This is a genomic window from Paraburkholderia sp. Cy-641 (assembly GCF_011752945.1).
GTDB lineage: Bacteria > Pseudomonadota > Gammaproteobacteria > Burkholderiales > Burkholderiaceae > Paraburkholderia.
In genome coordinates, this window is the sequence record NZ_VWWM01000016.1 from 40,119 (window position 1) to 55,682 (window position 15,564).

General features: G+C 61.5%; 12 protein-coding genes. 8 read left to right on the top strand and 4 right to left on the bottom strand.

The window, feature by feature from the left end:
- The first annotated feature begins 4 nt into the window (after positions 1–4).
- The 8 genes from F3J20_RS10555 (at position 5) to F3J20_RS10590 (ending at position 9,072) form a co-directional block, all read left to right on the top strand.
- Complete coding sequence (locus F3J20_RS10555) at positions 5–1,009, top strand: ABC transporter substrate-binding protein (protein ID WP_167283343.1); 1,005 nt, start codon at positions 5–7, stop codon at positions 1,007–1,009.
- Positions 966–1,823 (top strand): ABC transporter ATP-binding protein, encoded by an 858-nt coding sequence (locus F3J20_RS10560; RefSeq protein ID WP_240159221.1) that lies wholly within the window; start codon positions 966–968, stop codon positions 1,821–1,823. Before F3J20_RS10555 ends, F3J20_RS10560 begins: the two co-directional genes overlap by 44 nt.
- A complete protein-coding gene (locus tag F3J20_RS10565) occupies positions 1,820–2,656 on the top strand; it encodes an ABC transporter permease (protein WP_240159220.1) in 837 nt (278 codons plus the stop codon). Before F3J20_RS10560 ends, F3J20_RS10565 begins: the two co-directional genes overlap by 4 nt.
- Positions 2,657–2,691: 35 nt before the next feature.
- Positions 2,692–3,930, top strand: coding sequence for an aconitase X catalytic domain-containing protein (locus F3J20_RS10570; RefSeq protein ID WP_167283344.1), 1,239 nt, complete (start codon positions 2,692–2,694; stop codon positions 3,928–3,930).
- A 52-nt stretch (positions 3,931–3,982) separates the two neighbouring features.
- Entirely contained in the window at positions 3,983–4,360 is a 378-nt protein-coding gene (locus F3J20_RS10575) for a DUF126 domain-containing protein (RefSeq protein ID WP_240159219.1), read from the top strand.
- 93 nt (positions 4,361–4,453) lie between these two features.
- Positions 4,454–6,019 carry a PucR family transcriptional regulator gene (locus tag F3J20_RS10580; protein ID WP_167283345.1) on the top strand — a complete coding sequence of 522 codons (1,566 nt, stop codon included), beginning with the start codon at positions 4,454–4,456 and terminating at the stop codon, positions 6,017–6,019.
- A gap of 134 nt (positions 6,020–6,153) precedes the next feature.
- Positions 6,154–7,536, top strand: a complete 1,383-nt coding sequence (locus F3J20_RS10585) for an aspartate aminotransferase family protein (protein ID WP_167283346.1) — start codon at positions 6,154–6,156, stop codon at positions 7,534–7,536.
- A 63-nt stretch (positions 7,537–7,599) separates the two neighbouring features.
- The gene (locus F3J20_RS10590) at positions 7,600–9,072 is read left to right on the top strand and encodes an NAD-dependent succinate-semialdehyde dehydrogenase (protein ID WP_167283347.1); all 1,473 of its coding nucleotides are present in this window, start codon (positions 7,600–7,602) and stop codon (positions 9,070–9,072) included.
- Positions 9,073–9,190: 118 nt separating this feature from the next.
- Here F3J20_RS10590 and F3J20_RS10595 read toward each other — a convergent pair whose 3' ends face one another.
- The 4 genes from F3J20_RS10595 to F3J20_RS10610 all read right to left on the bottom strand — a co-directional run bounded on the left by F3J20_RS10595 (position 9,191) and on the right by F3J20_RS10610 (position 15,545).
- On the bottom strand, positions 9,191–11,497 hold the full coding sequence (locus F3J20_RS10595) for an SdiA-regulated domain-containing protein (protein WP_345889861.1): 2,307 nt from the start codon (positions 11,495–11,497) through the stop codon (positions 9,191–9,193).
- A gap of 303 nt (positions 11,498–11,800) precedes the next feature.
- Complete coding sequence (locus F3J20_RS10600; RefSeq protein WP_345889862.1) at positions 11,801–13,102, bottom strand: serine hydrolase; 1,302 nt, start codon at positions 13,100–13,102, stop codon at positions 11,801–11,803.
- A gap of 334 nt (positions 13,103–13,436) precedes the next feature.
- Positions 13,437–14,906, bottom strand: coding sequence for a ribonuclease G (rng, locus tag F3J20_RS10605; protein ID WP_167047872.1), 1,470 nt, complete (start codon positions 14,904–14,906; stop codon positions 13,437–13,439).
- A gap of 9 nt (positions 14,907–14,915) precedes the next feature.
- The gene (locus F3J20_RS10610; RefSeq protein ID WP_167047869.1) at positions 14,916–15,545 is read right to left on the bottom strand and encodes a Maf family protein; all 630 of its coding nucleotides are present in this window, start codon (positions 15,543–15,545) and stop codon (positions 14,916–14,918) included.
- Positions 15,546–15,564: the final 19 nt, after the last annotated feature.

Below are 15,564 nucleotides of genomic sequence, written 5' to 3' on the forward strand. Positions count from 1 at the left end.
AAGCATGAAACGCCATTTCTTCAATCTAGCACTTCTTGCTGTAACGCTGATGGCCGGGGCTTTTGCCGGCAGCGCGGTTGCCGCGCCGATTCGCCTCGCCACCGGAGCGGACGGAAGCTTCATGTCCCTGATCGTCGCCGTGGATCAGGGGTTTATGAAAAATCAGGGCCTCGATGCCACGATCAAGCAATTCCCCGCAGGGGGGCTGGCTCTGGAATCGGTCGTGGCGGGCGATTCGGATATCGCGCTCGTCGCCGAACTGCCGGCGATCATCGCGGCGGCGAAGGGCGCCAAAGTCAAGGCCGTCGCCCGCGGCGTCTACAGCAATCACCTGATTGGCCTCGCTGCGATAAACGGCATCAATAACGCGGGCGATCTCGTCGGTAAGAGCGTGGGCTACTCGAAGGGCACGGCCAGCGACTACTACCTGAATCGCTACCTCGACCATTACGGTATCGCCCGGGAGAAACTGAAGCTCGTGAATGTCGCTCCGCCTGAACTGGTCGCGACCATGGCGCGCGGCGACATTCAGGCCATGTTTTCGTGGGACCCGTGGTTCACCCGCCTGAAGGCGGTGATGCCGAACACGAAGGTGATCGGATGGTCGGGCGATAACGGCATCTATACGATGCAGTTCTTCCTGATGTTTTCGGACGAATTGCTGAATCAGCGTCCTGAGGATGCCAAAAAAGCCTTTACCGCCATCAGGAATGCGACGGCCTGGCTGAACGACAGGAAGAACCGTCCGGCTGCGGTGGCCTTGATGTCGAAAACCTTCCGGATTTCCACGGCGGATGCCGAACAGATGATGGATAGCGTGCAGTTCGTCGTCGACATGCCGCCTGCCTTTCCAAAGGACATGGTGAGCATCGCCGAATGGGTGAAACAGCAGGGAACGGTGCAGCCCTTCGATCCGAAGGCGCTGATCGACAAATTGATCACCCCTGTTCTCATCGACCGCTCGAATGCCGACGCGTCGTCAAAGGCGAATTCTCAACCGAAATCGTGACGGAGCAGGTGCAGCCATGAGCAATGCGAGCCTGGTATCGATTCGAGATGTGTCGTTCAAACATGCTTCCTTGCCGGCGGATAGCCCCGACATTCTGCGGGATTTATCGTTGTCGCTGGTGCGCGGCGAGTTCATGTGCATTCTCGGTCCGAGCGGTTGCGGAAAGACGACCGTACTGAATCTGATCGCCGGATTCGAGTCGCCCACGGCGGGCAGCATCCATATGGACGGCCGCCCGATCGACGGCCCGGGTGTGGAGCGCGGCGTCGTATTTCAGGGCGACGATTCTCTCTATCACTGGCTTACCGCGCAGGCCAATGTCGAATTCGGCCTGCGCGTGTCGGGAATGAAAAAAACCGAGCGCGCGGCCAAGGCGCGGCAATATCTGGCACTCGTCGGTCTGCGCGGACAGGAGCACAAATATCCGGCTGAACTGTCGGGCGGCATGAAGCAGCGCGTGAATGTCGCACGAGTACTGGCCTGCGAGTCGAAAGTCCTGCTGATGGACGAACCATTCGGCCAGCTCGATGCGCAGACCCGAATCGTGCTGCAAGACGAACTGGCGACCATCTGGCAAAAGACGCAGCGCACGGTGTTTTTCGTCACGCATGACATTGCCGAGGCGATCACGCTCGCCGACCGGATCGTTGTCTTGAAGCGCGGACCGCGTTCCAACGTCAAGGAGATCGTGAACTGTGATCTCGACCGCCCCCGGGACCGCAGCAACCCCAGGTTCGGCGAGCTTTATTCCCGCATTTCGAGCCTGATTGCCGACGAAGTGCTTGGTGTTCAAACCGATCGCGTGACATCATGAGCCCAGAGACCTCCGGTATTATGCAAACCCCCTTCGGATCACTGAAAAAGAAGCGGGCGTCGAAGCGTCGTTCCACGTTGGCTTCGACCATCATGTTGCTCGCCTCGTTGTCGGCCGGTGTGCTCATCTGGCATCTGGTGAGTACCTATATGTTCTCCTCGATCCTGTTTCCGGGGCCTTTGCAGGTCGGCACCGAGGCCATCGCGGAGATCCAGAGCGGCAGTATCTTCGTCGACATCGGCGCGAGCATGTTCCGTATTCTGGCCGGCTTTTTAATCGGCTCCGTGATCGGCATCGTTCTGGGCCTGCTGGTCGGTTTTTTCCCGATAGTCCGCTCGCTGTTCAATCCGTATCTGCAGTTCTTCCGTTTCATTCCGCCTATTGCCTGGGTCTCGCCCGCGATGATCTGGTTTGGCGTCGGCGAGGAATCGAAGATCTTCATCATCATCTACGGCACGGTTTTTACCGTATCGCTGAGTACCGCGCTTGGCGTAGCCGGTGTTCACACCAACAAGATTCGCGCGGCCCAGATGTTCGGCGCCACGGAATGGCAGATCTTCAGATGGGTGATCGTGCCGGCCGCCGTGACGCCGATTCTGCAGGGGATGCGCATTGCCATGGGCATCGCCTTCATGACGGTCATCGCCGCCGAGATGCTCGCGGCCAATGCGGGGATAGGTTATTCGATTCTCAATGCCCGGCTCTGGATGGCAACCGACAAAATCTTCGTGGGTATTTTCACTCTGGGCATCCTCGGCTATCTGACCGACAAAATTCTGGAAGTGGCGATCCACAGGTTTGGCCGGCGTTTCGATTCCAACGCGAAGAGATAGCAGGTACGAATCTGTTCTGACGGGAGCTGACCTCGATGAAGCTGACGGACGAAGAAATCGCCATGCTCAATGGAGAGCACGGCGAGGTAATGCGCGTAGCGCTGAAGATGCAGGTCGAAGTCGGCGAATACTTCGGCGCCGAAGATATGGTGAAGATCAGCTCGGTGCATGCTTCGGGCGACGTCGAGGAATTGGGTCTGGCCGGAGTCGAATATCTGGAGCAGGTCGCGCGCAGCGGCGCCCGCTGTGCCGTGAAAGCGGTCACGGACCCGCGAGGCTATGCGTTCGAGCCTCGATGCACGTTGAAGCAGTTGGAAACGACGAAGGAAATCGAAACGCGGACCGTCGCCGCATTCGAGAAGATCGGTCTTCTGAATTGCAGTAACTGCATCGTGTATCAAACCACGCTGCAACCGTATTTTGGCGAGCATGTAGCGTGGGGAGATACCGGGTCCGTGATCTATGCCAACTCCGTATTCGGCGCCCGATCGAATTACGAGTCGGGTCCTGCGGCATTGGCCGCGTCGCTGACAGGGCGCGTGCCCCGATACGGTTTTCATCTGGACGAATGCCGGAAAGCCAATGTCGTCGTGCATGTCGAAGATCAGCCGAAGGAATTGGCCGACTGGGGCGCGCTCGGCTGTTGCGTCGGCCGGCAACTGAACGGCTATTGGGATGTGCCGGTATTCGAGGGATTGACGTCGAAACCCGACAGCGACGCGCTCAAACACCTCGGCGCCGCACTCGCGAGCTATGGCTCGGCGGCGATGTTTCACATAGTCGGCGTGACGCCTGAGGCCCGGTCGCTGGAAGCGGCTATGTCGACCCAAAGAGAAATCCGTCATCTTCAGGTGCCCGAAGGCGCACTCGATAGTGTCTACCACGGTTGGAGCGGCGATTTCACGGAGGCCGATCTGGTGGTTTTCAGCGCGCCTCAACTCTCGCTCTTCGAGATCGTTTCCATTGCCGAGGCTCTGGAAGGCAAGAAGGTCCACCCGACAGTCAAGCTGATCGTCACGACGAATTCGCAGATCGCGGCTTCCACCGAGCAACTCGGTATTCGTGCGCGGCTCGAAGCGTCCGGCGCGGAACTGATCGCCGGCGTCTGTTTTTACCTCATGACGCCCCGGCAATTGTCCGAGTTGAATGGCTTCAGCCGGCTCGTCACGAACTCGGCGAAACTCGCGAACATCATGGCGGGGCAGGGCTATCAGGTGAAATTCCGGCGATTCGACGATTGCATCCGGGCGGCGACGCTGGGTACGCTGGCTTAATGAGGACACTATGCTTGAGCGCACTTTTTTCAATGCAAGCCAGAGCATGACAATGAGCCTCGAAGGCGAAGTCATCGTGTCGAATCATGGTTTGAGCGTTCGATACGATATCGACCCCGACCTTGGCGTTATCGCTCGACCCGACCATGATCTCTACGGCATGAGCGTGGTCAATAAGATCATCGTATTCAAATCGACGAAGGGCGGCGTATCGACAGGCTGGGCGCTGCTGAATCTCAGGAAGCGCGGCACCTGTCCCGCCGCCCTGGTTTGCGATATGACCAATCCCGTTTTCGTTCAAGGCGCGGTATTGGCGGGCATTCCGATCATGGACGGGTTTACCGACTCGCCGCGCAAGTACCTCAAATCGGGCGACCGCGTATTGTTCGACGGCGCGCGCCGCATTCTGTCGCTGAAGACACGCGCCTGAGCGGAAAAACAAGCGGAGTCGTTGCCGGCCGAAGGAGGACTGATTGACGTCGCGGTGTCTTGCCCGATGCCGCCGCGCGTGATCGTTGCCGCCATGAAACTTGACACTGCCATCCGGGAGACCGTTCTTCGCGAAGCGGAAGTCGTGGCCGGAAGCGAACAGCTTGGCCGGGACATCACCTGGGTCCATATGGTCGACCACCCGGACATCGTCCAGTGGGTCAAGCCCGGCGAACTACTGCTGACTACCGGCTATAACTGGCCCGCGCGCGGCGAGGCATCGCGGCAGCTCGTCCGTGAACTGAGCCATGCGGGGCTTGCCGGCGTCGTGCTGGCCGTGCCGCATTTCCGCGATCACTTTCCGCCGGAGGCCATAGCGGAAGCTAGCGCGGTTGGTCTGCCGTTGCTCGAAATGCCGTGGGCGGTGCCGTTCAGCCAGATCACGCATGAAATCCTCGCGAAGATCATCAACTTCCAGTCCGAGATCATCGCGCGAGCAGACCAGTTGCATCGGGCACTGACGAATGCCGCCGTGTCCGCAAGCAGCCTTTCCGACATTGCCACCACGCTGCAAACGCTGGTGGGCCGCGCGGTCTCGTTCACGAATCCGTCCGGACATATCCTGGGAAGCTCCGCGCCGGCCTCGGACATCACCATGCTGGAGGCGCAGTTTACGCGTTCTCTTTCGGATGCCCCCGTCGATGCCAGTACTGTCCGGCGACCCGCGACAGTACGCTTCAAGCTCGCAAGCGATCGCGTATTGCATCGGATGCAACTGGCCGTTCGCCTGCACGACACGATTGTCGCAATACTTTGGCTCGATCTGGACAACCCGGACATCGACGAACTCGACAGGCGTGCAATGGAGCATGCCAGCGTCGTCGCCGCTTTGCATCTGACGCATCAACAGCAACTCGCGCAGCAGGAGGATCGCCTTGGGTATGCGCTCGTTACCGCGCTGCTCGATGGCGAATTCACCGCGACTGCGAGTGCGCTCGAGCGCGCGCGCGTATGCGGCTGGAGTCAGACCGCGTCGTATCGCATCTGTCTCGTGCTGCTCGGCGAACCCGTTCCTTTGACGACAGAAGCACTCGAATGCAGGGAGCGATGGGTCGAGCTTCTGAAATGCCAATTGAGAGCGCAGAGGCAGTCCGCGTTGATTGCGGTGTGGCTGAATCAGATCAAGTTCATCCTGCCTGCCGAGGCGTCCGTGGAGACCCTGTGGGCGGCAATCGGAGACCGGCACGCGGCGATGGCCGTCAGTCGCGCGCATACGGGCATCGACGGCATGGCGGTCGGCTCGAAAGACGTCGACGCACTGCTTCCGATGCTTCGTCCCGGAAGGCTGCACCGTTTCGAGGAAATTCTTTTTCCGCGGGCATTGCTCGGGGATGCCGATGCGCGCGAGATGCTGATCGAGCGGCTGGTCGTGCCGCTCGTCCATCGTCCGCGCGGCGAATCGCTGCTCGATACGCTCTACACGCTCGCCGACGAAGGTTTCCAGCTTGTACACGCCGCACGTGCCCTGGGTATTCATATCAGCACGCTGCGCTATCGGCTGGAGCGCATCGAGCAGATTCTCGGCGTCACGCTCGACGACCCGAACGTGCGCTTTCAGCTTCAGGTTGCCATAGCGCTCTATCGTCTCCGGGAAAATTAGTGGCCGGTTTTACTACTTTTGATAGGAAGACTGTGCACGAGTGTCGCGGTTTAATGGGTGCAAATGGGTACAAATGGGTGCAGGCAGTTTCCCTGTTGCTTATCCGATAGAAGCGCTTATCAAGGAGCCCGAAAATGTCGCTCACCTCGCTTATCGAATCAGACCGTCAACATCTTATTCACCCCGTAGTCAGCTATCGCGCCCACGAAGCGCGCGGCGTCACCGTGCTGAAATCCGGTAAGGGCGCGTGGCTTTACGACGCCGACGGCAACGAGCTGCTGGATGCCTTCGCCGGCCTCTGGTGCGTGAACACAGGCTATGGGCACGAGAGCATTGTCAGGGCGGCAGCCGGGCAGATGTCGAAATTGCCTTATGCCACCGGGTACTTCCATTTCGGCTCGGAGCCGGCCATCGAGCTGGCTCAACGCCTCATCGATCTTGCCCCCGCGTCATTGCGCCATGTCTATTTCTCGCTGGGCGGTTCGGACGCAATAGATTCCGCGATCCGCTTTATCACGCACTACTACAACGCCATTGGCAAGCCATCGAAAAAGCAGTTCATCGCACTCGAACGCGGCTATCACGGTTCGTCGTCGATGGGGGCGGGCATGACGGCGATCGCCAGTTTTCATCGCAACTTCGACGTGCCGCTGGCGACGCAGCATCACATTCCCTCGTCATATCCTTACCGTAGCGAAACGCCTGACGATCCCGAGGCAATCATCGTGGCTTCCGTGCGCGCCTTGGAAGCGAAAGTCGAACAACTCGGCGCGGGGAATGTCGCGGCGTTTTTCTGCGAGCCGGTGCAAGGGTCCGGCGGTGTGATCGTTCCGCCGCAAGGCTGGCTGAAGGCGATGTGCGACGCGTGTCGTCGACTGGATATTCTGTTCGTCGCGGATGAAGTCATCACCGGTTTCGGTCGCACGGGCCCGCTGTTCGCCTGCGAGGCGGAACACGTCGAACCCGACCTCATGACGGTAGCCAAGGGACTAACGGCAGGCTATGCGCCGATGGGCGCGCTGCTCCTGTCCGACGAGGTCTATCAGGGAATCGCCGACGGCGCCAAAGCGGGCGAGGCAATCGGCCACGGGCAAACCTATTCGGCACATCCGGTCAGCGCCGCTGTCGCCCTCGAAGTCCTGCGTCTTTATCTCGAAGGCGGACTGCTTGCCAACGGTCAGAAGCAGGGCGCCCGTTTCGCGCGCGGACTCGACAGTCTGCTCGATCATCCGCTCGTCGGCGATTCGCGCCACCGCGGTCTGCTCGGCGCCGTCGAACTGGTTGCGGACAAGAAGACGAAAGCCCGTTTCGATCCGTCGTTGAAACTGCCGGAGCGTATCGCCGATGCCGCATATCGCAACCGGATTATCTTTCGCGCGTTTGGCGACAACATCCTCGGCTTCGCGCCGGCACTCTGCTATTCCGAAGGCGAGATCGACGAGCTGGTGACACGCGTGCGCAAGACGCTCGACGAAATGCTCGAGCACGTCGACGTGCGCAATGCACTGAAGGGCTGACAGAAACTCTGTATGGCCCGGCATGCGTCGATCCGGGCACACCTATTATCAGAGGCACGCATCATGGCTTTAAAGTTCAAGCGCGAAGAACTGGTCAGAACCCGGAACCTGATCGGCGGCGAGTGGAGCGAGGCGGTATCCCGCGCACGCTATCCGGTGACGAATCCGGCCACCGGCGAAATCATTGCGGAAGTGGCGAATAGCGGTCCCGCCGACGCGCGTGCCGCGACAAACTCGGCATACCAGGCCGCCGAAAGCTGGCGCAATCGCCTGCCACGCGAGCGCGCCGCGATACTCCGCCGCTGGCATGCACTTCTCGTGGAGAACAGCGAAGACCTGGCCACGCTGATGTCGATGGAGCAGGGCAAGCCAATGGCCGAAAGCCGGGGCGAAGTCGCCTATGGCGCGTCGTATGTCGCATGGTTCGCGGAAGAAGCCACGCGCACTTACGGCGACCTCATTCCGCAACAGCAGCGTGGCAAACAGATGCGGGCGATGAAAGAGCCCGTGGGTATCGTCGCGGCCATCACGCCATGGAATTTTCCGCTTGCGATGATTGCGCGGAAAATCGCCCCCGCTCTGGCCGCGGGCTGCACGGTAGTCGGCAAACCCGCGGAAGACACGCCGCTTACCGCACTGGCATTGGCTGCACTCGCCGGGGAAGCCGGCGTGCCGGCCGGTGTGCTGAACATGCTGAGCGCGTCGCGGGAGCAGGGCATCGAAGCCGTGGCGGACTGGCTCGCGGATGACCGGGTACGCAAGGTCACGTTCACCGGATCGACGGCGGTCGGCAAGTATCTGGCGCGCGAATCGGCGGGCACGCTCAAGAAGCTCTCTCTCGAACTGGGCGGCAATGCGCCGTTTATCGTTTTCGACGACGCGGACCTCGACGCGGCAATCGCCGGGTTGATGGCCGCCAAATTCCGCAACGGCGGACAGACCTGTGTTTGTCCGAATCGGATCTATGTGCAGGCGGGCGTATTCGACCGATTCGCCGAACTGCTTGCCGCTCGTGTCGGCGCGTTGAAAGTGGCCTCGGCCACCGACCCCGAGGCACAGATCGGCCCCATGATCAACGCGAAGGCGATCGACAAGATTGCCCGCCACGTCGAAGACGCCGTATCGAAAGGCGCGATCGTGCTGACGGGCGGCAAACGGCTGACCGAGTTAGGACCGAACTACTATGCCCCGACCGTTTTCACCCATGCCTCGAACGATATGCTCGTGACGTGCGAGGAGACGTTCGGGCCCGTCGCGCCGCTTTATCGGTTCGATCAGGAAGAAGAAGCAGTGCGCCTGGCCAATGACTCGCCATTCGGGCTCGCCGCCTATTTCTACACTCGCGACATGCGGCGGGCCGAGCGTGTGGCGCGGCGACTCGAAGCTGGCGTTGTCGGCCTGAACGAAGGGGCCGTGTCGAGTGAGGCCGCACCATTCGGCGGCGTCAAGGAGTCCGGTTACGGCCGCGAGGGCTCGAAATATGGTCTCGACGATTACCTGACCATCAAGTACGTCTGTCAGGGCAATCTCGACTGATGTGCGGTGACGGTTAGCTTGAGGAAAAAACAGAGGCAAAAAAAACCGCCCGACAGAAAGTCGGACGGTTTTTCACGAGACTCGTACCGCGACGCGGCGGGCAGTGATGGCCCAGGAGTTACTGCCCAGGCGAGCCGATCGACGCCGCTTTAGCCGGCTCGGATTTGCCGCCGTTCACGCCCACCACGGCTTCGACATAGTTGGGCGCCGAGGTGGAAACGGTATCCCACACCGCAGACACCTTCGCATTGCCGCCGACGAAGACGGCACCCGCATGATTGCCGGCGGCAACGAGCGTGGCATCCGTACCCAGGGCCGACGGAATCGCTTTCAGCGTTCCATCGCCCTGCGTGGCCTCGATGGGCGTGCCGTAGTTCATCGCGGCCACGACATTGCCATTCGCGTCATAGACGATCACCGCATCGCCCTTGCCCAGGCCGATAGGATTCGCCGGATCGTTATTGACGTTCAGCATCGCCATGACCGGCACCGTGCCTGCCAGCCCCCAGGTCGTGCGGAACGTATTTTCGTCCGTGCCCGGCACACCCGGAACCACGACCAGATGCTCGCCCGGCGAAAGGATCGTGCCGGCCGCAAAGGCCGCGCTATTGTTGGCATCGTTGACGTCGGCATGACTGTCGCCCCACTTCCAGCCGGTCAGATCGATTGCCGTGCTGCCGTAGTTATAGAGCTCGAAGAAGTCCTGGCCGCCGTCGGCATTCGAATTCACTTCCGAGATCAGCACGGTCGGCACGGGCGCACCGGCGGCCGCGGTCGTGAAGCTTTGTGTCAGACCGGCATAGGCGTTGCCATACAGGTCGGTGATCACGCCGCTAGCCAGTTTCACGCTGTAGCGCGAACTATCCTGCAAGGGTGTCGCGAGCGTGACGGTGACCCGGCCGCCGTTGAATTTGACTTGCGTCGTATCGTCGATCGAAACATTGCGCGTATCGGAGCCGTTGCTGATAACGAGGTTGCCCGTACCGGCCTGAACGACCTTGCTGAACGACAGCGTGAGGTGATTGCCGATAATGCCCGTCGCGCCATCGACCGGCGCACTGCTGCTCAAGGTCGGCGCGGTCTTGTCGACGGTGCCGATCGTCTTGAACGAGAATGTGGACGCATCGGACACGGCGGGGAGATTGCTGCCCGTCGTGGTCTTGACCGTACCTGCCGGATACGTGATGTTGTACGCGGTATTGGCGACCATGAAGAACTTCGGATGAATCTTCATCACGCCGCCGCTGAACGTCACCTGCGTGGGGTCGGTGACCGGAATCGTGCGCGTATCGTCGGCGCCGTTGCTGAGAACGATATTGCCGGCTCCGGCCTGCACCGCCTGATCGAACTTCAGGTACAGGTTGCTGCCGATGCCGACATTGGTCTTGTCGGTGGTGGGCTTGAAGATGGTCAGGCCCGGCAGGCTCGGTCCCGCTGCCTGCTCGCCGACCGCATAAATGATGCCGTCCGAGCCCATGGTGACGCCTTCGTTCTGGGCGGTGGCGCTCATATACAGGCTGCTCAGCAACCGGCCGGTACGATCCATCTTGACGATCTTGCCATCCGGCGCGCCGATGATGATGACGTTGTCGTAGTCCGGCGCGGTGCCCGGGACGATGTTCGAGAGCGAGAACACGTCATTGAATGCGGAGAGGCCGGTCTTGTCCGCATCGAACAACACGGGCGGATTGTCCGTGCTCGGCAGGATGGGCGTACCGTCCGACGCCGTCGCCGAGCCGCCGGCAAAATTGATCGCAGCCTGAAAAATGCTGGTCGGCTGCGACTGGCGCACGGCGATATAACCACCCGTTTTGGTATCGAAGCTCACGCCCTCGATACCGACGTTGCCAACCGTCGTGCCCAGTTTGACGGACTGCACGTCGGCTCTTTTCAGCGTTCCGCCCGCGGTATAAGTGAACATATCGACCTGGCGAAGGCGCTCTTCCACCAGCACGAACTTGCCGCCGCCGACGTAGGTGATGCCTTCCGTGTCTTCGAAATCTCCGGCATTGAGCGTCATGGAATCGAGAACATGACCGTCGCTCTTCGCGACCTGCACGACCGCGGTGCCGCCGTCGCCGATGACGAACAGCGAATCGGTATCCTTATCGTAGGCCACACCCGATGCCTCGGCATTCAGCAGATTGGTGCCGCTCGTCGCGTATTGCAGAGGGAAACTATCTGTCTGCGTATAGTTGTTCAGATCGTAGGTGCTTTGCGGATCGGTGAACGTCAGCACGGGAATCTTGCTGTCAACCGTGCCGCCGCCGTTATTGCCGCCTGTGTTGCCGTTGCCACCATTGCTGCCGTTGTTGCCGCCCGCGGCGCCGATGTTGCTGTCACCACCGCCACATGCGCTGAGACTGGCTGCCAGAATTGCGGAAAGCAAGATTGAATAGGTGCGGGTCGAGTTTTTGGTCTTCACGATATTGTTGTAAGTTGGCTGATTGACAGAAACGTCGGGCAGTTGACAGGAACCGCGACACTATCGGTCTTGTATTTCAGCTTCGTGAAAGGATCTGTATTTTTCTTGCAAGCTCGCTTGTTTGAGAAGAGAAAGTTATCGTGAACTTCCGCAGGATTCAGACTGGGCCGTGGGTCAATCGCGGGTCGATCGCAAGTCGGCCGATGAGTCCGGCCGTTGCAGGAAAAGCCGGGGCGCTGCGCCTCGCCTGCAACGGCCTGTGGCACGCCAGTCACGCGGACGTGGCATGTATGAACGGGCGCTCTATCGCGTGCCGCCTTGCGCGGCCGCTTTTGCGATGGCTACGACGGCTTGATGCAGCGCGTCGGCGGTATCGAGCGGCGCGTGGCCGATCGCGCCACCTGTTGCGCTCGTCGGCCGCGCGGCCTGATCGGGCGACGACGAGAGCTTCACGACCGTGAGCCGCTCGCGAGGATCGACGATGATCGCCTGGCCGAAGCGGCCGCTCGCCGCGAAGGAACCGTCGCCATCCTTCAACTGATACCAGTAGTCGCGATAGCCGTAGCCCGGCCGGCCCGGCGCGAGATTGCCCTTGGCGAAGGCCGCGCTGTTAGTGGCCGGTTGCAGCGCGAGATGCGTAACGTTCGAAGGAAAACGCGTGCCGTCGCCGGCCGCGCTCATGCGCACGAGTTCGCCGAAGCGTGCCGCGTCGCGCAGCGTGGTGTTGAGACCGCCGCTGGCCATCTCGGTGCCGGTGTGATCGACCACGATGTCGGCATCGTCGTCGGCGAGCTTGCTCCAGATTTCACGCGATGCCAGCTTGCTCCACGATTCGCCGGTTACGTTGCGGATCGCCCACGCCACCGCTTCGGGCGATCCGTTCTGGTAGTACCACAGCCCGTCCGCATGCGCATCCGGCGACGCCAGCGCGACCCGCAGGAAACGATGGATGCTGTCGGGCGCGCCGCTCGCTCGCGGCACGAAGCCGACCGCCGCGAACAGCCCGAGGTCGGGTGGCAGCGCGGCCGGATAGCGCACGGCAACCTCCATGTCGAGGTTCTGCTGGAGCGTCGCGTCGCCAAACGGCGTGCCCGAGAGTTCCGGTACATACCTCGAAAGCGGCGCGTCGGGCGAGAGCTTGCCGGCGACGATCAACTGCGCGGCGAGAAGGCCCGTCACCGATTTCGTCATCGATGCCCACATATGCGTCTGATGCGGACCGAAGCCGTCGAAGTAGCGCTCGAGCACCACGCGTCCATCGCGCACGACAATGAAGCCGTCGGTCTGCGTGCGGCGCAGATAGTCGCTCAGCGTGAGCGTCGTGCCGTCGACCGTGAACGTGATCGCATCGGGATCGAGCGGGCGGCCATCGGGCAGCGCGAGGGGCTCGCGCGAGCGCTCGACGTTCGCGGTCGGGATCATCATGCGCGTATTGCGCAGCTTCCAGCTCAACGTGGTTGCGGTTTGCGAGGCGGCGGGCGTCATGCTGCCGGCCTGGGCGTCGGCGGCGTGTGGGGTGTCCGCGCGCGTGGTGGGTGCAAATGCGCACGCCGCGCCCAGCAGAAACGCGAGCAGCGCGCGTGACGCGCCCTTTGAACGAGGCACGAGGCAATTCATGTCGATGCAGTCTCCGATGTGATTGATTGTTCCGGCGCGCATTGGCAATGTCGACTACGCTGTCGGCGTGCATAACAGGCGTAAAGCGGGGCGTAAAGCAGCGCGTTCCTGACGGAGATTGAAAGACGCGGGCAGTGGCGTCAAGGCTGCGTCAGGCATAAGGTGATAACCGCCTGGCATGCCTGAGCTTGGGAAGGGAGCCAGCAAGGCGAGGCTTGCCTTGCTGGCTGTACGTAGGGCTATGTATGCTCCCCGACGCTTGCATTGCAGCCGTCGTGCAGCACGACGACGGCCCTGATCGAGCTGCGGCACATGTCATGCATCACATCAACACGATATCGTACTGCTCCTGGCTCAAATTCGACTCCACCTGCAACGACACCGGCTTGCCGATGAAATCGATCAGCATCGCCAGATGCTGCGACTCTTCTTCGAGAAACAGATCGATCACCTGCTGCGACGCCACCACGCGAAACTCGCGCGGATTGAACTGCCGCGACTCGCGCAGAATCTCGCGCAGCACGTCGTAGCAAACGGTGCGCGCCGTTTTCACCTGCCCCTTGCCCTGGCACACCGGACACGGTTCGCACAGCACATGCGCGAGCGATTCACGCGTGCGCTTGCGGGTCATCTCCACGAGCCCGAGTTGCGAGAAGCCATTCACGGTCACGCGCGTGCGATCGCGCGACAACGCCTTCTTCAGTTCCCCCAACACCTGGTCGCGATGCTCGGCGTTTTCCATATCGATGAAATCGATGATGATCACGCCGCCCAGGTTGCGCAGCCGCAATTGCCGCGCGATCGTATGCGCGGCTTCGAGGTTGGTCTTGAAGATCGTATCGTCGAAATTGCGCGCGCCGACATATCCGCCGGTGTTGACGTCGATCGTCGTCATCGCCTCGGTCTGATCGATCACGAGGTAGCCGCCCGACTTCAGATCCACGCGGCGCGACAGCGCGCGCTGAATTTCGGCCTCGATGTTGTAGAGATCGAAGAGCGGCCGCTCGCCGGTGTAGTGATGCAGTTTCGACGACACCGCCGGCGTAAACTCCGCGGCGAAATCGGCCAGCATCTGATGCGTCTCGCGCGAGTCGACCTGGATGCGCGAGGTCTCGTCGTTGACGAAATCGCGCAGCACGCGCTGCGCGAGGTTCAGGTCCTGGTAGAGCAGGCTCGTGGGTGGCATGCGCTGCGCCTGCGACAGGATCGTCGCCCACGTCTTGCGCAGATAGGCGACGTCGGCAGCAAGCTCCTCGCTCGTCGCATCCTCGGCGATCGTGCGCACGATGTAGCCGCCTTTCTCGTCGGCGGGCAGCACGGCGGTCAGGCGCGCACGCACGGCCTCGCGCTCGGCTTCGCTTTCGATCTTCTGCGAGATGCCGATATGCGGCTCCTGCGGCAGATACACGAGCGTGCGCCCGGCAATGCTTACTTGCGTGGACAGCCGCGCGCCTTTCGTGCCGATCGGGTCCTTGACGACCTGCACCATCAGCGTTTGACCTTCGAAGACGATCTTTTCGATCGGCTGATGCGGTGCTTGATGTTGCGCTTCGCCGGCCATGCGCGGATGCCAGATGTCGGCGACATGAAGAAACGCGGCGCGTTCGAGGCCGATGTCGATGAACGCCGATTGCATGCCCGGCAGCACGCGCACGACCTTGCCGAGATAGACATTGCCGACGCGCCCGCGCGACAGCGTTCGTTCGACATGAAGTTCCTGGACGGCGCCTTGTTGAACGAGCGCGACGCGCGTTTCCTGCGGCGTGACATTGATCAGGATTTCTTCATTCATAGTGTTGTTCTAGAAGTCGATGCGCGCTGCGCGCAGGAGGGCAGCAGTTTCAAAAAGCGGCAAACCCATGATACCCGAATAGGACCCGTCGATATGCTCGATAAACTCCGCCGCGCGTCCCTGCACGCCATAAGCGCCGGCCTTGCCGAGCGGCTCGCCGCTGGCCGCGTAGCGGCGGATCGCGTCGGCGTGCGGCGCAGCAAAGCGCACCTTCGACACCGACAGCGCCGCGGGCAGCAAGGCACCGTCGGCGTCGATCACCGCGACGGCGGTCAGCACGTCGTGCGTGCGGCCCGCGAGGCGCGTGAGCATCGCGACCGCGTCGTCGGCATCGGCGGGCTTGCCGAGAATCGAGTCGTCGATCGTGACGGTCGTGTCCGCCACGAGGATCGGCCGCCTCGCATGACCGCCGGCCACGAGCCGGGCACGCGCGGCATGCGCTTTCGCGACGCACACGCGCTGCACGTAGTCGCGCGCGTGCTCGCCGGGCAACTCGGCTTCGAGCGCTTCGGCATCTTCGTCGGGCCGCGGCAGCAGCAGTTCGAAACGCACGCCGAGCTGTTGCAGCAGCTCCTGGCGGCGTGGACTTTGCGAGGCGAGGTAGACGAACGGATGCAGCGAAGCGGCGGGCGTGGGCATGAACGGGTCTCGAAGGAGG